At 60.1% G+C, this 16,784-nt stretch carries 17 protein-coding genes; 9 read left to right on the top strand and 8 right to left on the bottom strand.

Annotated elements, in window-relative coordinates:
- Positions 1 to 22: 22 nt before the first annotated feature.
- From tusD to P5706_RS12970, 6 genes are all read left to right on the top strand, one after another.
- Entirely contained in the window at positions 23 to 415 is a 393-nt protein-coding gene (gene tusD, locus P5706_RS12995; RefSeq protein WP_200431820.1) for a sulfurtransferase complex subunit TusD, read from the top strand.
- A gap of 1 nt (position 416) precedes the next feature.
- Positions 417 to 767 carry a sulfurtransferase complex subunit TusC gene (gene tusC / locus P5706_RS12990; protein ID WP_200431821.1) on the top strand — a complete coding sequence of 117 codons (351 nt, stop codon included), beginning with the start codon at positions 417 to 419 and terminating at the stop codon, positions 765 to 767.
- The gene (gene tusB, locus P5706_RS12985; protein WP_200431822.1) at positions 767 to 1,045 is read left to right on the top strand and encodes a sulfurtransferase complex subunit TusB; all 279 of its coding nucleotides are present in this window, start codon (positions 767 to 769) and stop codon (positions 1,043 to 1,045) included. The genes tusC and tusB overlap by 1 nt, the downstream gene beginning before the upstream one ends.
- Complete coding sequence (locus P5706_RS12980) at positions 1,042 to 1,377, top strand: TusE/DsrC/DsvC family sulfur relay protein (protein ID WP_200431823.1); 336 nt, start codon at positions 1,042 to 1,044, stop codon at positions 1,375 to 1,377. The genes tusB and P5706_RS12980 overlap by 4 nt, the downstream gene beginning before the upstream one ends.
- On the top strand, positions 1,374 to 2,375 hold the full coding sequence (locus P5706_RS12975; RefSeq protein ID WP_200431824.1) for a glycosyl transferase family protein: 1,002 nt from the start codon (positions 1,374 to 1,376) through the stop codon (positions 2,373 to 2,375). Before P5706_RS12980 ends, P5706_RS12975 begins: the two co-directional genes overlap by 4 nt.
- A gap of 88 nt (positions 2,376 to 2,463) precedes the next feature.
- Positions 2,464 to 3,459: a glutathione S-transferase family protein gene (locus P5706_RS12970; protein ID WP_285679472.1), complete on the top strand. Its 996-nt coding sequence runs from the start codon at positions 2,464 to 2,466 to the stop codon at positions 3,457 to 3,459.
- Between the two features lie 167 nt (positions 3,460 to 3,626).
- Here P5706_RS12970 and cysG read toward each other — a convergent pair whose 3' ends face one another.
- From cysG to P5706_RS12940, 6 genes are read right to left on the bottom strand one after another with little or no spacing between them, the layout of a single operon-like run.
- Positions 3,627 to 5,021 (bottom strand): siroheme synthase CysG, encoded by a 1,395-nt coding sequence (gene cysG, locus P5706_RS12965; protein WP_285679471.1) that lies wholly within the window; start codon positions 5,019 to 5,021, stop codon positions 3,627 to 3,629.
- On the bottom strand, positions 5,022 to 6,302 hold the full coding sequence (serS, locus tag P5706_RS12960) for a serine--tRNA ligase (protein WP_017137498.1): 1,281 nt from the start codon (positions 6,300 to 6,302) through the stop codon (positions 5,022 to 5,024). It abuts the gene before it with no gap.
- 16 nt (positions 6,303 to 6,318) lie between these two features.
- Positions 6,319 to 6,693, bottom strand: a complete 375-nt coding sequence (crcB, locus tag P5706_RS12955; RefSeq protein ID WP_017137499.1) for a fluoride efflux transporter CrcB — start codon at positions 6,691 to 6,693, stop codon at positions 6,319 to 6,321.
- Positions 6,693 to 8,015: a replication-associated recombination protein A gene (locus P5706_RS12950; protein ID WP_017137500.1), complete on the bottom strand. Its 1,323-nt coding sequence runs from the start codon at positions 8,013 to 8,015 to the stop codon at positions 6,693 to 6,695. Before P5706_RS12950 ends, crcB begins: the two co-directional genes overlap by 1 nt.
- 23 nt (positions 8,016 to 8,038) lie before the next feature.
- Entirely contained in the window at positions 8,039 to 8,662 is a 624-nt protein-coding gene (gene lolA / locus P5706_RS12945) for an outer membrane lipoprotein periplasmic chaperone LolA (protein WP_017137501.1), read from the bottom strand.
- 54 nt (positions 8,663 to 8,716) lie between these two features.
- A complete protein-coding gene (locus P5706_RS12940; protein WP_138814953.1) occupies positions 8,717 to 11,125 on the bottom strand; it encodes a DNA translocase FtsK in 2,409 nt (802 codons plus the stop codon).
- Positions 11,126 to 11,619: 494 nt separating this feature from the next.
- Here P5706_RS12940 and aat point away from each other — a divergent pair, with 494 nt between their 5' ends.
- From aat to infA, 3 genes are all read left to right on the top strand, one after another.
- Positions 11,620 to 12,300: a leucyl/phenylalanyl-tRNA--protein transferase gene (gene aat, locus P5706_RS12935; RefSeq protein ID WP_285679470.1), complete on the top strand. Its 681-nt coding sequence runs from the start codon at positions 11,620 to 11,622 to the stop codon at positions 12,298 to 12,300.
- 56 nt (positions 12,301 to 12,356) lie between these two features.
- Entirely contained in the window at positions 12,357 to 13,064 is a 708-nt protein-coding gene (locus tag P5706_RS12930; protein ID WP_017137504.1) for an arginyltransferase, read from the top strand.
- Positions 13,065 to 13,164: 100 nt separating this feature from the next.
- Positions 13,165 to 13,383, top strand: a complete 219-nt coding sequence (infA, locus tag P5706_RS12925; protein WP_002553999.1) for a translation initiation factor IF-1 — start codon at positions 13,165 to 13,167, stop codon at positions 13,381 to 13,383.
- A gap of 693 nt (positions 13,384 to 14,076) precedes the next feature.
- Here infA and clpA read toward each other — a convergent pair.
- Positions 14,077 to 16,347, bottom strand: a complete 2,271-nt coding sequence (gene clpA, locus P5706_RS12920; protein WP_200431828.1) for an ATP-dependent Clp protease ATP-binding subunit ClpA — start codon at positions 16,345 to 16,347, stop codon at positions 14,077 to 14,079.
- A 29-nt stretch (positions 16,348 to 16,376) separates the two neighbouring features.
- Complete coding sequence (clpS, locus tag P5706_RS12915) at positions 16,377 to 16,745, bottom strand: ATP-dependent Clp protease adapter ClpS (RefSeq protein WP_005789091.1); 369 nt, start codon at positions 16,743 to 16,745, stop codon at positions 16,377 to 16,379.
- Between the last annotated feature and the right edge of the window lie 39 nt (positions 16,746 to 16,784).

Below are 16,784 nucleotides of genomic sequence, written 5' to 3'. Positions count from 1 at the left end.
AGGTTTGCTTGCAGAGTGTTCCATGAAGTTTGCGATTGCAGTATTTTCCGCCGCCCATGCGCCCTCCTCGCGCCGCGCCTTGCTGTTCGCCCAGGCAGCGCTGGCCGGTGGGCATGAGATTGTGCGGCTGTTTTTTTATCAGGATGGCGTGTACAGCGCTGCCAATAACCTCGTTGCGCCCCAGGATGAGCAGGACATCGCCCGCCAGTGGCGTGAGTTTGTCAGCCAGCATCAGCTCGACGGCGTGGTGTGCATCGCCGCCGCCTTGCGCCGTGGCGTACTCAATACAGAGGAAGCCACACGCTACCAACGCAGCGCGGTGAACCTCGACGCGCCGTGGGCGTTGTCGGGCCTGGGGCAATTGCATGACGCCATCCAGGCTGCCGACCGCCTGATCTGTTTTGGAGGGCCGTGATATGGCCAAGTCTTTATTGGTGATCAGCCGCCAGGCACCGTGGTCCGGGCCGAGTGCGCGCGAAGCGCTGGATATCGTGTTGGCCGGTGGCGCCTTTGACCTGCCGATTGGCCTGCTGTTTATGGACGATGGCGTGTTCCAGTTGGCAACCCATCAGGACGCCAAGGCCGTGCAACAAAAAGACCTCAGCGCCAACCTGCAGGCGTTGGGCCTGTTCGGCATTGATGAGGTGTTTGCTTGCAGCCACAGCCTTGCCGAGCGCAGCCTCGCAACACCTGCCAGCGCACAGGCACTGGACAGCGCCGCGATCACCCAACTGATTGACCGTTATGACCAGGTGATGACCCTCTGATGTCGACTTTGCATGTGGTATCTCACTCCCCGTTTACCGATAGCCGCCTGGCCAGTTGCCTGCGCGTGTGCGGCGCCGAGGACGCTATCCTGCTGTGTGGCGATGGCGCCTACGGCCTGCACAACGCAGCCCTGCAAACCCGGGGCATGAAGGTCTTTGTCCTGGCCGAAGACATGCAGGCACGCAACCTGCCCCTGCCGGACTGGGCCGACAGCGTCGACTACCCAGGGTTTGTGCAGCTGTCGATCGACTATGACAAGGTCAACACCTGGCTATGAACACCCTGACCGTAGGCGAACGCACGCTTGAACTGGACAAGGACGGCTACCTCGTCGACCTGAATGACTGGTCCACCGACGTGGCCAATGCCCTGGCCGCCGCTGAGCCCCTGGAATTGACCGCCGAGCATTGGGAAATCCTCGAACTGCTGCGCGGGTTTTACGCAGAATTCCAGCTGTCCCCGGCCACGCGCCCGCTGATCAAGTACACCGCCTTAAAGCTCGGCCCGCAAAAGGGCAACAGCCTGCACCTCAACACACTGTTCAACGGCACTCCCGCCAAACTCGCCGCCAAGCTGGCGGGCCTGCCCAGGCCGACGAATTGCTTATGACCGACTTTGCCCCGCTGACCCTTGAAACCCCCGCCGAGCACCCGTTTGCGCAGTTCGTGCGCATCCTGGGCAAAGGCAAGCGCGGCGCGCGCAACCTCACCCGTGAGGAAGCCCGCGAAGCCATGGGCATGCTGCTCGACGAAAAAGTCGAAGACACCCAGCTCGGCGCCTTCCTGATGCTGCTGCGTCACAAGGAAGAGAGCCCGGAAGAACTCGCCGGTTTCACCGAGGCCGTGCGCGAACGCCTGAAGGCGCCGGCGCTGAATGTGGACATCGACTGGCCGACTTACGCTGGTAAAAAACGCCACCTGCCGTGGTATCTGTTGGCGGCCAAGTGCCTGGCACAAAACGGTGTGCGCATCCTGATGCACGGCGGTGGCGCCCATACGGCGGGCCGCTTGTACACTGAGCAATTGTTGCAAGGCCTGCAAATCCCGTTGTGCCGCGACTGGCAACAGGTCGAGACGGCGTTCGAGCAAGGCAACCTGGCGTTTATCCCGCTGGGTGACTGGGCGCCGCAACTGCAACGCATGATCGATTTGCGCAACACCTTGGGCCTGCGCTCACCCATTCATTCCCTGGCGCGCCTGCTCAACCCGCTGAATGCGCGTTGCGGCTTGCAAAGCATTTTCCACCCCGGTTACCAGGGCGTACACCGTGATGCCAGCGGCCTGCTGGGCGATAACGTGATTGTGGTGAAGGGTGATGGCGGCGAAGTCGAGATCAACCCCGACACCCTCAGCCATCTGTACGGCACCACCGGCGGCCAGAGTTGGGACGAAGAGTGGCCCGCCCTCTCCGCCCAGCGCCACGTCAAACCGGCCAGCCTGGAACCCGAGCATTTAAAAGCCTTGTGGCGCGGTGACGTCGAGGACAGTTACCCGCAACTCGCGCTGATTGCGACCATGGCCCTGGCCTTGCGCGGCCTCGGCCATGCTCGGGAACAGGCGTTCGAATTGGCCCAGCAATACTGGGATGCGCGGGATAAATCGATTTAATCGATGATTCCCGCCCGGTCTTTGCGCTTTTAGTTCGAACTCAGCCCTTTAGACTGGGCTCCAACGCTTATTAGCCAAGGAGCCAGTCATGGGTTTGCTGATCGAAGGACACTGGAAAGACCAGTGGTACGAAAGTAGCGCAGACGGCGCGTTCCAGCGCGAGCAGGCGCAACGCCGCAACTGGGTGACCGCCGATGGCGAGCCTGGCCCCAGCGGCGACGGCGGTTTCAAGGCCGAAGCCGGTCGTTACCACCTGTATGTGTCCCTGGCTTGCCCGTGGGCGCATCGCACGCTGATCCTGCGCAAACTCAAGGGCTTGGAAAGTTTGATCGACGTGTCCGTGGTCAGTTGGCTGATGCTCGAAAATGGCTGGACCTTCGACAAGGCTCACGGCTCGACCGGTGACAAACTCGACGGTTTCGACTTCATGCACCAGCGCTACACCGCCGATACCGCCACCTACACCGGGCGTGTCACCGTGCCAGTGCTGTGGGACAAAAAGCTCAAGCGCATCGTCAGCAATGAATCGGCGGAGATCATCCGCATGTTCAACAGCGCGTTTAACCGGCTGACCGGCAATACTCTGGATTTCTACCCCGAAGCCCTGCGCCCGACAATCGATACGTTGAACGAGCGCATCTATCCCGCCGTGAACAATGGCGTGTACCGCGCAGGGTTTGCCACCTCGCAGCAGGCGTATGAAAGTGCCTTTGATGATGTGTTTGCCGAGCTGGATCGCCTGGAACAGCACCTGGCTGAGCAGCGTTACCTGGCCGGTGAATACCTGACCGAAGCCGATGTGCGGCTGTTCACCACGCTGATTCGCTTTGATGCGGTGTATTACAGCCACTTCAAATGCAACCTGCGGCGGATTGCCGATTACCCGAATTTGTCGAACTGGCTAAGGGAGTTGTATCAGTGGCCAGGCGTGGCCGAGACGGTGGATTTTGCGCATATCAAGGGGCATTACTATGCGAGCCATCGGACGATCAACCCAACCGGGATTGTGCCGAAGGGGCCATTGCAGAGGTTTGATGCCGAGCATGATCGGGCGCGGTTGAGCGGTAAAAGCGTCTGGAACTGAAAACACCTTGTGGCGAGGGAGCTTGCTCCCGCTGGGCTGCGAAGCGGCCCCAATAAAAACACCGCGTTCTGCCAGGCAAAACGCGGTGTTTGGTTTTAGGGCCGCTGCGCAGCCCAACGGGAGCAAGCTCCCTCGCCACATTTAGATCACTCACCACAGCGGCGATGTCAGACCTGGGATTGCGCGCCTTCAAACCATTTGAGCTTCTCGCGCAACACCACCACTTCACCGACAATCACCAGTGTCGGCGCATGCACTTCATGCTCCGCCACCATGCGTGGCAAGTCCGCCAGCGTGCCAGTAAACACGCGCTGGTTGGACGTGGTGCCTTGCTGGATCAACGCCGCCGGTGTATCCGCCGCGCGCCCGTGCTTGATCAGTTGCTCACAGATGATCGGCAAGCCGATCAGGCCCATGTAGAACACCAACGTTTGCGACGGCCCCACCAGATCATGCCAAGGCAGGTCCGACGTCCCGTTCTTTAAATGCCCGGTGATAAAGCGCACCGACTGCGCATAGTCACGATGCGTCAGCGGAATCCCCGCATACGCCGCGCAACCGCTGGCCGCCGTAATCCCCGGCACCACCTGGAACGGGATGCCATGGGCCGCCAGTTCCTCGATCTCTTCGCCGCCACGGCCGAAGATGAACGGATCGCCACCTTTGAGTCGCAGCACGCGCTTGCCCTGCTTGGCCAGATCCACCAGTTGCTGGTTGATCTGATCCTGCGGCACGGCATGGTCGGCGCGACGCTTGCCGACATAGATGCGTTCGGCATCACGGCGGCACAGCTCAAGAATCGCCGGGGCCACCAGGCGGTCATACAGCACCACATCGGCTTGCTGCATCAGGCGCAAGGCGCGGAAGGTCAGCAAGTCCGGGTCACCTGGGCCTGCACCCACCAGATAGACCTCGCCCGGCGCGTGCGGCGGCGCGCCGTTGACCTTTTCGATCAACAGACGCTCAGCTTCATCGCCCTGCCCGGCCAATTGACGATCGGCAATCGGGCCTTGGAACACTTCTTCCCAAAAGGCCCGACGCTGCTGCACATCCGGGTACAAACCTTTGACCTGGGCGCGAAAACGCGCCGCCAAACCGGCCAATTGGCCATAGGTTGACGGAATCCAGGTTTCCAGCTTGGCGCGGATCAAACGCGCCAGCACCGGCGCATCGCCGCCGCTGGACACCGCAATCACCAAGGGTGAACGGTCGACAATCGCCGGGAAGATCACGCTGCACAAGGCTGGCGCGTCCACCACATTGACCGGTACGCAACGACGCTTGGCATCGCTGGACACTTGCGCGTTCAGCGGTTCGTCGTCCGTGGCCGCGATAATCAGCACGCAACCGTCAAGGTCAGCCTCCTGATAACCGCGCAAAATCAGTTCCCCGCCACTGCCCAGCACCAGTTCTCGCAACTGGTCTTCGATCTGGGGAGCAACCACCCGCAGCAACGCACCGGCATCGGCCAGCAGCCGGGATTTGCGCAAGGCAATCTCCCCGCCACCGACGACCAACACACGACTGCCGCGCAGGTTATGAAACAGCGGCAGAAATTCCATTTAGCCGATGACCTCAACGCCGCCCATGTACGGCTTGAGCACTTCCGGCACACGGATAGAACCGTCGGCCTGCTGGTAGTTTTCCAGCACGGCTACCAGCGTACGGCCTACGGCCAGGCCCGAACCGTTAAGCGTGTGTACCAGTTCCGGCTTGCCGGTTTCCGGGTTACGGAAACGCGCCTGCATGCGACGGGCCTGGAAATCACCACAGTTGGAGCACGACGAAATCTCGCGGTATTTGTCCTGGCTCGGCACCCATACTTCGAGGTCGTAGGTCTTCACGGCGCTGAAACCCATGTCGCCGGTGCACAGCGCCAGTACGCGGTACGGCAGCTCCAGCAGCTGCAGCACGCGCTCGGCGTTGGCGGTCAGGCCTTCCAAGGCTTCCATGGAGGTAGACGGCTCAACAACCTGCACCATTTCAACTTTGTCGAACTGGTGCTGGCGGATCATGCCGCGCGTGTCACGGCCCGAAGCGCCGGCTTCGCTACGGAAGCACGGGCTGTGGGCCACGAACTTGATCGGCAGCTGCTTGGCATCGAGGATTTCGCCCGCGACGATATTGGTCAGCGACACTTCGGCGGTCGGGATCAGGTACAGGTCGGCTTCGCCGTCACGGCTGATCTTGAACAGGTCTTCTTCGAACTTCGGCAGTTGGCTGGTGCCCATCAGCGCCGGCGCCTGCACCAGGTAAGGCGTGTAGGCCTCTTCGTAGCCGTGTTCAGCGGTGTGCAGGTTGATCATGAACTGCGCCAAAGCACGGTGCATGCGCGCAATCGGGCCGCGCAGCAAAGCAAAGCGTGCGCCGGACATTTTGGCGGCGGTTTCGAAATCCAGGCCGCCGGTCAGTTCGCCCAACGCAACGTGGTCCTTGATCTCGAAATCAAAGGCTTTTGGCGTGCCCCAACGGCGCACTTCGACGTTGCCGTCTTCGTCTTCACCAATCGGCACGGATTCGTGCGGAATATTCGGGATGCCCAGCAGGATCGAATCCAGCTCGGTCTGAATACCTTCCAGCTCGACTTTGCCGTCGGACAGCTCGGTGCCCATGCGCTCGACGTCCGCCATCAACGGCGCGATGTCTTCGCCACGCTGCTTGGCCTGACCGATGGATTTGGAACGTGCATTACGCTCAGCCTGCAGTGCTTCGGTGCGGGTCTGGACGGTCTTGCGCTGTTCTTCCAGCGCTTCGATGCGCGCAACATCCAAGGCAAAGCCACGGGATGCCAGGCGGTCCGCTACGTCCTGAAGGTTGCTACGTAACAGTTTGGAATCGAGCATGTCGGTCTCTCGTTTATCAAAGTTTGGTCAAGGACAGGCCAGCCCAGGTGGCGAGCAGCCCGCCGAACACGCTGATGCCCAGGTAACCGAAGGCTACCAAAGCTTGCCCGCTTTCCAGCAGGCGCACCGTATCCAGTGAAAAGGATGAAAAGGTCGTAAGACCGCCTACAAAGCCGACAATCAAGCCGGCGCGAACCTCAATCGGCACTTCGGGGCGCAACAGGAACCAGCCGTACAACAGGCCGATAATCAGGCAACCCACCAGGTTGACCGCCAGGGTCGCCGCATAAAAATGCTTCGGCCAATTGGCGCTGACCCAAGTGCCAGTGGCGAAACGCAATAATGTACCAGCGATGCCCGCAGCGGACACGGCAAGAATGGTCTTGAGCACTACTTTCTCCGCTGTTTTGGGCTGAGCCGGTCGAGTTGGGCCAGATGATTGAGCTTTTCACCGATTTTCAGCTCCAGGCCACGGGGCACCGGCTGATAAAGCGGCAAGGGCTCAAGCTCATCGGGGAAGTAGTCTTCGCCGGCCGCGTAGGCGTCCGGCTCATCGTGGGCATAGCGGTATTCGTCGCCATAACCCAACTGTTTCATGAGTTTGGTTGGCGCGTTGCGCAGGTGCATCGGCACTTCGAGGGAGCCGTATTCGGCAGCGGCACGCAGGGCGGATTTGAAGCCCATGTACACCGCGTTGCTTTTTGGCGCGCAGGCCAGGTAAGTGATGGCCTGGGCCACGGCCAGCTCGCCTTCCGGACTGCCCAGGCGCTCCTGCACATCCCAGGCGGCCAGGCACAGGCTCAGGGCGCGCGGGTCAGCGTTGCCGATATCTTCGCTGGCCATGCGCACCACGCGGCGCGCCAGGTACAGCGGGTCGCAGCCGCCGTCGATCATGCGCGCAAACCAGTACAACGCGCCGTCGGGGTTGGAGCCGCGCACGGATTTGTGCAGTGCCGAGATCTGGTCGTAGAAGGCTTCGCCGCCTTTGTCGAACCGACGGCGCGTGTCGCCAAGCAGGCTTTGCAGCAGGTCGACGCCAATCTCGTGGCCGTCTTCGGCCAAGTCCGAGGCGTTCTCCAACAGGTTCAGAAAGCGCCGGCCATCGCCATCGGCGGCTGCCAGCAGAATTTTGAAACCTTCTTCGCTGACACTCAGCTGGCGCTTGCCCAAGCCCTTGTCTTCGCTCAGAGCCCGATGCAGCAGCTTTTGCATCGCCGCTTCGTCCAGGCTCTTGAGCACATAGACACGCGCTCGCGAGAGCAAGGCATTGTTGAGTTCAAACGAAGGGTTTTCGGTGGTCGCGCCAATGAAAATCAGCGTGCCATCTTCAACGTACGGCAAAAAAGCATCCTGCTGCGACTTGTTGAAGCGATGCACTTCGTCGACGAACAGGATGGTGCGCTTGCCGTACTGCCCGGCCTGTTGCTTGGCGACTTCTACCGCCTGGCGAATCTCTTTGACCCCGGCCAGCACCGCCGAGACTGTTTCGAAGTGTGCATCCGAGACTTTTGCCAGCAGCCGCGCCAGGGTGGTTTTACCCACGCCCGGCGGCCCCCAGAAAATCATCGAGTGCAGCGCACCCTGCTCCAGGGCTTCGCGCAGAGGCTTGCCGCGAGCGAGCAGGTGTTCCTGCCCGACGTACTCATCCAGGTTGGTCGAGCGCAAGCGCGCCGCCAGGGGCTGAGCAATCGGGTCACTTCGAAACAAATCCATGGGCAGCGTTTGAAACCTCTAATTTATTCCTGGATCACGTCGGCACCCTTGGGGATGACAAACTTGAACTTGGATGCGTCCACCGGCTGGTTAGCCTTGACGCCGGAGAACAGGATATCGGTGCGCTGGCCGACGCTGTCGATCAGGCGCATGTTGTTGATCACACCGTTGCCGAACGACAGGTTCAGGCTGTCAAACAGCGTGTCCTTGGATTTGGGCTTGAGGGTGAACTCGATCACGTTGCTGGTTTGCTTGGAGGTGATATCGAAGCTGTCGTTGATCTTCGAGACATCGCCCGACAGCAGCAGCGCCGGCGTCTGGTTCAAGCGCGGGTCGAGCTTCTTGATGGTCGCCTGCTCCAGGTCCGGGTCCCACAGGGTGACCTTCTGGCCATCGGAAACGATGGTCTGCTCGGCCTTGCCTTCGGTGTGCCAGTAGAACAGCCCAGGGCGCTGCACGGCCATTTCGCCTTCGGTTTGCTGCAACTGGGTGCCACCGGCATCCAGGGTCAACTGCGAGAAGCGCGCGGTCAGGGTCTTGGATTTGTCCAACAGGTTGGTCAGGCTGGCCACGGAGGCCGGATCAGCGTGGGCCGAAACAGCAGTCAGGGCCAGTGCCGGCAACAACAGCATGCGGATAAAGCGCATGGGAATCCTCATTGAGTAGTCAGGGCGAGCCGCGTGCTGCCACACGGCACGTGGTCAGTCGCGCATCTGCCCGGGGGCGATGACTTCGCGCGAACCGTTGGTGTTCATTGGGGTGACGACGCCAGCATTTTCCATCGACTCGATCATGCGCGCGGCGCGGTTGTAGCCGATTTTCAGCTTGCGCTGCACCGCAGAGATCGAGGCGCGGCGGCTTTCGAGCACGAAGGCCACGGCTTCGTCATAGAGGGCGTCGGTTTCAGCATCATCGTCGCCACCACCGCTGCCGCCGTCAAAGCCGCTGCCGGCCTCTTCCACGCCCGCAAGGATGTCGTCGTTGTATTCCGGCGCGCCACGCAATTTCCAGGCTTCAACCACGCGGTGTACTTCGTCATCGGACACAAAAGCACCGTGAACTCGAATCGGCAGGCTGGTGCCGGGCGGCATGTACAGCATGTCACCGTGGCCCAGCAGTTGCTCGGCGCCACCCTGGTCGATGATGGTGCGCGAGTCGATCTTGCTGGAGACCTGGAACGCCATCCGCGTTGGAATGTTGGCCTTGATCAAGCCGGTGATCACATCCACCGACGGCCGTTGGGTCGCGAGGATCAAGTGAATACCGGCCGCACGCGCCTTTTGGGCGATACGCGCGATCAGTTCTTCAACCTTCTTGCCGACGATCATCATCATGTCGGCAAACTCGTCGACCACCACCACGATGGTCGGCAGCTTGGTCAGCAGCGGCGCTTCGTCGTGAATGCTTTCGCGCTTATACAGCGGGTCGGTCAGCGGTGTACCGGCGTCCTGGGCTTCCTTGACCTTGGCATTGAAGCCCGACAGGTTACGCACGCCCATCTTCGCCATCAGCTTGTAGCGGCGCTCCATCTCGGCGACGCTCCAGCGCAGGGCGTTGGCGGCGTCCTTCATGTCGGTTACCACCGGGCACAGCAGGTGCGGGATGCCTTCGTAGATCGACAGTTCGAGCATCTTCGGGTCGATCATGATCAGTTTGGCGTCATCCGGGCCAGACTTGAACAGGATCGACAGGATCATCGCGTTCACGCCCACCGACTTACCGGAACCGGTGGTACCGGCCACCAGCAGGTGCGGCATTTTCGCCAGGTCGGTGATCACCGGCTTGCCACCGATGTCGTGACCGAGGGCCAGGGTGACCGGCGATTTGAAGTTGTCGTATTCCGGGGTCGAGAGCACTTCGGAGAAGCGCACGATCTGACGATCTTCGTTGGGAATCTCGATGCCGACGGTGGTCTTGCCGGGTATCACTTCCACCACACGCACACTGGTCACGGCCAGGGAGCGGGCCAAGTCTTTGGCCAGGTTGGAGATACGGCTGACCTTGACGCCCGCTGCCGGCTGGATTTCGTAACGAGTAATCACCGGGCCTGGGTGGATCGAATCCACCGAGACTTCGACGCCGAACTCCTTGAGCTTGATTTCCAGCAGGTGGCCGACAGCCGCCAGGGACTCCGGGGAATAATTGAGTTGTTTCTTTTCGGCCGGGTCGAGAATCGAGATCGGCGGCAGAGTGCCTTCGACGGCGCTGTCGACAAACAACGGCGCCTGCTTCTCTTTCTGCACACGATGGCTTGGTTCCGGCGCCTTGGGCGGTGCCGGGGCAATCACCGGCGGCACCTGCTTCTCGCGGTCCGACATGTGCTTGCTCAGGGCCTGCTCGCGCTCGATCAAGCGTTCCTTGACCTTGGCTTGCTCGCGGCGGTCCGGCGTACTCGGGGCCACCACTTCGTTAACGCGGGTGTCCACCTCACGCAGTTGCGCGACCATGCGTTTGCGATCGACACGGGCCGACCACCAACGGTTGGCGGCGCCCTGGAACAATTCGAGCAGGTCGAGGGTGATCTTGCCGGTCACGTCCATCACCTTGAACCACGACAGGTCGGTGAACACGGTGAGGCCGAACAGGAACAGCGCGATAAACATCAAAGTGCTGCCCTGGATGTTCAGGGTCTTGCGCGCCAGGTCGCCGAGGCTTTCGCCCAACGCCCCGCCCGCGCCCGCCGGCAGGCCGGTAGGTGCATGAAAATGAATGTGCGCCAGCGCCGCGCCGGACAGCACCAGGAACACCAGGCCGATCAGGCGCCAGGAGAACAGCCAGCCGCTCCATTGCCACGGTTCGTGACGCTGGCGGAAGATCTGCCAGGTCTTGATCGCCAGCAACAGCGGGAAGATATACGCGAAGTAACCCAGCACCATAAACAGGATATCGGCGCTGTAGGAACCGGCGGGGCCGCCGAAGTTCTGCACGTCTTCGATCTTGCTGTTGTGGCTCCAGCCCGGATCGTCCTTGCCATAGGTCAGCAAGGCCATCATCAGGAACAGGCACAGCGCGCCAATAGCGATCAGCGCGCCTTCCTTGAGTCGGTAATGCAGGTGCTGGCGCCAGGCCGGCACGACTGCTGCTTTAGGTGTTGCGGCGGATTTCTTCAAAACGGGTCTATTCCTGCGCCTTTAGCGCGTCCATCTGTTGAATGACTGCACACTGCTCAATCCGAGCAGCTGAAAAATGAACGAATGTCGCTGAAACTACTTTTAACATTGGGTGATGAACAGGTGAAAGGGCGATAACGCCACAATGCCCGCATTGTACGGGTTTGCGTCGGCGATGCCACGTACTTGCCCTCACCCGCAGGCCTGGACAGAAGATGTGTCACAGCCTGTTCAATTTGAGCATGCATTGTCTTTGCTGACAAAGGCTTATGCGCTGTTTTTATCAAAGTAGACAAGCTTGGCAATTGGCCTGCATCGCCCAGACCCGATTACGACCGCGCCTGCGCGGCAGAGTTGCAGAAACACCCGTTAACGCTATTGCGCGCCGATGCCCGATTCGGGCTGGCCCCACAGCGCCTTGTCGACAATAATCACCCCACATGCGGCAGGCGTCATACCTGCCGCTCCCCTCCCCTACCGTAAGCCTGGATGCCATGCTGACCTGGTTACAACGCGATTCCCTGACTTTCCCGCCGCTGGCCAAAGCCATGCGCGAACCCAATGGCCTGCTGGCCGCCGGTGGCGACCTGTCGGCCGAGCGACTGATCCAGGCCTACCGCCACGGCTGCTTCCCGTGGTTCTCCGACGGCCAGCCGATCCTCTGGTGGTCGCCAGACCCGCGCACGGTGATATTCCCCGACGAGCTGCACGTGTCACGCAGCCTGGGCAAACTGCTGCGCCAGCAGCGTTATAGCGTGACCTTTGACCAGGACTTCGCTGCCGTCATCCAGGCCTGCGCCGCGCCCCGCGCTTATGCCGACGGCACCTGGATCACCGAAGGCATCCAAAGCGCCTACCTGGAGCTGCACCAGCGCGGCTACGCGCATTCCGTCGAAGTATGGGATGACGGCACGCTGGTCGGCGGCTTGTATGGCCTGGCAATGGGCCAGTTGTTTTTTGGCGAATCGATGTTCAGCCGCGCCGACAACGCCTCCAAGTTCGGCTTTGCTACGCTGACCCGTCAGTTGCAGGCCTGGGGTTTTGTACTGATCGACTGCCAGATGCCCAATGATCACCTGCACAGCCTCGGCGCCCGCGCCATACCGCGCAGCGAATTTGCCGGCTTCCTGCGTAACCATTTAGACCAACCCAGCTCTGGCCCGTGGGTTTCCTAAGCGACTTCCGCGTACCTGGCTTACACTTATTTCAAAGCTTATCCCGAGGGTTGATCATGACCGAGCTGGCGCGCTTGAAGTTTTATGCCACTCAAGCCCACTCTTGCAGCTATCTGCCTGACGAGCAGGCCACCACACTGTTCCTCGACCCCAGCCAGCCGATGGACGTGCATGTGTATGCCGACCTCTCAGAGATGGGTTTTCGGCGCAGTGGCGATCATCTGTACCGGCCCCATTGCCAGAATTGCAATGCGTGCGTGCCTGCACGCATCCCGGTTGCGCAGTTTTTGCCGGACCGCAACCAGAAACGCATTCTCAAACGTAACGCCGACCTGACGGTCACGGCCACCAAGCCGCAGTACAGCGAAGAATATTTCGATCTTTACCAGCGCTACATTGAGCAACGCCATGCGGACGGCGATATGTTCCCGCCCAGCCGTGATCAGTTTTCGACCTTCCTGGTGCGCGACCTGCCCTTCTCGCGCTTCTATGAGTTCCGCCTGGACGGCCGCCTGTTGGCGGTGGCGGTGACCGACCTGCTGCCCAACGGCCTGTCGGCGGTCTACACCTTCTATGAGCCGGCCGAAGAACGCCGCAGTCTTGGGCGCTTTGCGATTTTGTGGCAAATCGGTGAAGCCGCGCGCCTGGAACTGGAGGCGGTGTACCTCGGATACTGGATCAAGAACTGCAAAAAGATGAACTACAAGACCCAATATCGGCCCATTGAGCTACTGATTAATCAAAGATGGGTAACGCTTAACTAGAACCCCTTGGCTTAAACACCCTTTTTCGGGCACAATGCACGCCGCTTTTGCCTGGCGCAGTTGCACCGGGCCATTCACTGGATACCGAGGGCTTTACTGCATGTCGAAAGAAGACAGCTTCGAAATGGAAGGCACTGTCGTCGACACCCTGCCCAACACCATGTTTCGTGTGGAGTTGGAAAATGGGCACGTCGTAACCGCGCATATCTCCGGCAAGATGCGCAAGAACTACATTCGTATTCTTACCGGTGACAAAGTGCGCGTCGAGCTGACGCCCTATGACTTGAGCAAAGGGCGCATCACTTACCGCGCTCGTTAAGCAAGTCAATACAAAACGCCCGGTTATGCCGGGCGTTTTTGTGTGTGCGGGATTTGTCCAATCACTCTGTGTTCGATGTGGGAGCTGGCCTGCCTGCGATAGCGGCCTTTCTGTTGGCGTATCTTGATGCTGACCTACCGTTATCGCAGCACAGGTATCTACACAAATATTGGGAGCTGGGGTGTTTCATCGTCGCAGTGGGGGTGTACATATCCGTTGCTGCGGTAACGGCTTCTATTGGTTCCGCTCTTACAGCGGGTCACTTTTGCAAGGACCGGAATGCCGGCCCAGTCAAAAGTAACCAAAAGGTCCTCGCCCCACCACTCTGTGCCTCGCTTAGGCTCGGCACGCCCTCACTCCGGCCATCGTGGTTAACGGGGCGTCTCAGATCAAAAGCAGATCAAGATCAAGATCTACAGCACGGCGGCCTGAAAGCCGACCTGAGTGGTTAGATCAAAAGCGAAAAGCGAAAAGCGGATTTGCATACACTGAAGAGCTGCTTTTCTGTGGGAGCTGGCTTGTCGAATCGTCGCACCGCTGCGATGCAGGCACCTCGGTACATCAGGCACACCGAGTTGATGCCATCGCAGACAAGCCAGCTCCCACAGTTGACCACCAGCGTTTTGACCACTGCATTCTCGAGATAGCAAAAAGGCGCCTTTCGGCGCCTTTTTGTTGTGTTGCGATCAGCTATCAGGCCATTTCGGCCGTGGTTTCGAACTCGAAGGTCAGCTCGCCATCCTTCAGGTCGATATGCACCACGCCACCATGGTCGGAAAGCTCGCCAAACAGGATCTCTTCGGCCAACGGCCGCTTGATCTTGTCCTGGATCAGACGCGCCATTGGGCGAGCGCCCATTGCCGAGTCGTAGCCGCCTTCGGCCAGCCAGTTGCGCGCCGCGTCCGTTACGTCGAGCTGCACGCGCTTGTCTTCCAACTGCGCCTGAAGCTCGGTAAGGAACTTGTCCACCACGCTTTTGATGACCTCATGGCTGAGGCGACCAAACTGGATAATGGTGTCCAGACGGTTGCGGAACTCCGGCGTAAAGCTCTTCTTGATCACTTCCATCGCATCAGACGAGTGGTCCTGATGGGTAAAGCCGATGGAGGCCCGCGCGGCGGTTTCAGCGCCGGCGTTGGTGGTCATGATCACGATGACGTTGCGGAAGTCCGCCTTGCGCCCGTTGTTGTCGGTCAGGGTGCCGTGGTCCATGACCTGCAGCAGCAGGTTGAAGACTTCCGGATGAGCCTTCTCGATTTCATCGAGCAGCAACACGCAGTGCGGCTGCTTGGTGATGGCTTCGGTCAGCAAGCCGCCCTGGTCGAACCCGACATAGCCCGGAGGTGCGCCGATCAGGCGCGACACGGTGTGGCGCTCCATGTATTCGGACATGTCGAAACGCACCAGCTCAATGCCCATGGCCTTGGCCAATTGCCGCGCCGCTTCGGTCTTACCGACGCCGGTCGGGCCTGCGAACAGGAACGAGCCGACCGGTTTATCCGGCGACTTGAGGCCCGCACGCGAGAGCTTGATCGCGGTGGACAGCGCGTCGATAGCCGCATCCTGACCAAACACCGTGAGCTTGAGGTCGCGCTCCAGGTTACGCAGCAGCTCCTTGTCGGAACTGTTGACGTGCTTAGGCGGAATACGCGCGATCTTCGCCACGATGTCCTCGACTTGAGGCACGTCGATGCGTTTCACACGCTTCTCGACCGGCTGCAGGCGCTGGTAGGCACCCGCCTCGTCGATTACATCGATGGCCTTGTCCGGCATATGCCGGTCATTGATGTAGCGCGATGCCAGTTCAGCAGCGGCGCGCAAGGCTTCATCGGTGTACTCGATGCCGTGGTGCGCCTCGAAGCGCCCCTTGAGGCCACGCAGGATGCCAATGGTGTCTTCAACCGAAGGCTCAGACACGTCAACTTTCTGGAAGCGCCGCGCCAGGGCACGGTCTTTTTCGAAGATGCCGCGAAATTCCTGGAACGTGGTCGAACCGATGCAGCGGATATCACCCGACGACAGCAGCGGCTTGAGCAGGTTGGAGGCGTCCATTACCCCACCGGACGCCGCTCCGGCGCCAATGATGGTGTGGATTTCATCGATAAACAGGATCGCCTGCGGGCGTTTTTTCAGCTCGCCGAGCAGCGCCTTGAAGCGCTTCTCGAAATCGCCACGGTACTTGGTCCCGGCGAGCAGCGCGCCCAGGTCAAGGGAGTAGACGACGCTGTTGGCCAGCAGATCAGGCACCTGGTTATCAACGATGCGCTTGGCCAGGCCTTCGGCAATCGCGGTTTTACCCACGCCCGCCTCGCCCACCAGCAACGGATTGTTCTTGCGACGACGCGCGAGGATCTGCGCTACACGCTCAACCTCAAGCTCACGCCCCACCAGCGGATCGATCCGCCCTTGGCGCGCCAATTCGTTAAGGTTGCTGGCATAGGCATCCAGTGGATTGCCCGAAGAAGAAGACTCACCGCCCTCGTCGTCCTGCATATCCTGCTCACCCTCGGAATGATCGCCGTGCCCTGGCACCTTGGAGATACCGTGGGCGATGTAGTTGACGACATCAATACGGGCAACGCTCTGCTGCTTGAGCAGGAACACTGCCTGGCTTTCCTGCTCGCTGAAAATCGCCACAAGCACATTGGCGCCCGTGACCTCACGCTTACCGGAGCTCTGTACGTGGAAGACAGCACGCTGCAATACCCGCTGGAAGCCCAGGGTTGGCTGGGTCTCACGGTCCTCGTCATGCACGGGGATCAGTGGCGTAGTGGAGTCGATAAACTCCTGCAGGTCATGCTTGAGTTTGTCGAGGTTGGCGCCGCACGCACGTAGAACGGTGGCGGCAGCTTCGTTATCCAAAAGTGCCAGCAGCAGGTGCTCGACGGTCATGAATTCATGACGCTTCGAACGGGCCTCCTTGAAGGCAAGATTGAGGGTGACTTCGAGCTCGCGGTTTAACATAGCTTCACCTCATACCCAAGTGGTCGGCGTTAACCGTCCTTCTCGATTTCACAGAGTAGCGGATGCTGGCTTTCCCTGGCGTACTGGTTGACCTGCATGGCCTTTGTCTCGGCGATGTCACGGGTAAACACTCCACATACTGCCCGTCCTTCTGTGTGAACGGCCAGCATTACCTTGGTCGCCAGCTCGCGGTTCAGGTTAAAAAACACCTCGAGCACTTCGACGACGAAATCCATCGGTGTGTAGTCATCATTAAACAAAACCACCTTGTACATCGGCGGCGCCTGTAGAGCAGGCTTCGCCTCCTGGACAGCAATGCCTGCAGAACCGTCGTCATCGTGTTCCTGATCCGGGCGATCCTGATTGAATGTTAGTCGAATCTGGCTGTTTGCATGCATGGAAAGAAAGGTTCGTCAGTGGTTCAAATACAGTGGTGG

This window comes from Pseudomonas sp. ChxA (assembly GCF_030263855.1).
GTDB classification, from domain to species: domain Bacteria; phylum Pseudomonadota; class Gammaproteobacteria; order Pseudomonadales; family Pseudomonadaceae; genus Aquipseudomonas; species Aquipseudomonas fluorescens_CB.
This window is presented reverse-complemented; position numbering and strand designations above follow the sequence as displayed.

What these genes read in the sequence shown, in the direction of transcription:
- tusC (WP_200431821.1), top strand. Translation starts at nt 417, where the DNA reads ATGGCCAAGTCTTTATTGGTGATCAGCCGCCAGGCACCGTGGTCCGGG.
- tusB (WP_200431822.1), top strand. Translation starts at nt 767, where the DNA reads ATGTCGACTTTGCATGTGGTATCTCACTCCCCGTTTACCGATAGCCGC.
- P5706_RS12980 (WP_200431823.1), top strand. Translation starts at nt 1,042, where the DNA reads ATGAACACCCTGACCGTAGGCGAACGCACGCTTGAACTGGACAAGGAC.
- lolA (WP_017137501.1), bottom strand. Translation starts at nt 8,662, where the DNA reads ATGCGCTTTATCCGCATGCTGTTGTTGCCGGCACTGGCCCTGACTGCT.
- tusD (WP_200431820.1), top strand. Translation starts at nt 23, where the DNA reads ATGAAGTTTGCGATTGCAGTATTTTCCGCCGCCCATGCGCCCTCCTCG.
- P5706_RS12930 (WP_017137504.1), top strand. Translation starts at nt 12,357, where the DNA reads ATGACCGAGCTGGCGCGCTTGAAGTTTTATGCCACTCAAGCCCACTCT.
- clpA (WP_200431828.1), bottom strand. Translation starts at nt 16,347, where the DNA reads ATGTTAAACCGCGAGCTCGAAGTCACCCTCAATCTTGCCTTCAAGGAG.
- aat (WP_285679470.1), top strand. Translation starts at nt 11,620, where the DNA reads ATGCTGACCTGGTTACAACGCGATTCCCTGACTTTCCCGCCGCTGGCC.
- P5706_RS12950 (WP_017137500.1), bottom strand. Translation starts at nt 8,015, where the DNA reads ATGGATTTGTTTCGAAGTGACCCGATTGCTCAGCCCCTGGCGGCGCGC.
- P5706_RS12970 (WP_285679472.1), top strand. Translation starts at nt 2,464, where the DNA reads ATGGGTTTGCTGATCGAAGGACACTGGAAAGACCAGTGGTACGAAAGT.
- P5706_RS12975 (WP_200431824.1), top strand. Translation starts at nt 1,374, where the DNA reads ATGACCGACTTTGCCCCGCTGACCCTTGAAACCCCCGCCGAGCACCCG.
- cysG (WP_285679471.1), bottom strand. Translation starts at nt 5,021, where the DNA reads ATGGAATTTCTGCCGCTGTTTCATAACCTGCGCGGCAGTCGTGTGTTG.
- infA (WP_002553999.1), top strand. Translation starts at nt 13,165, where the DNA reads ATGTCGAAAGAAGACAGCTTCGAAATGGAAGGCACTGTCGTCGACACC.
- serS (WP_017137498.1), bottom strand. Translation starts at nt 6,302, where the DNA reads ATGCTCGATTCCAAACTGTTACGTAGCAACCTTCAGGACGTAGCGGAC.
- clpS (WP_005789091.1), bottom strand. Translation starts at nt 16,745, where the DNA reads ATGCATGCAAACAGCCAGATTCGACTAACATTCAATCAGGATCGCCCG.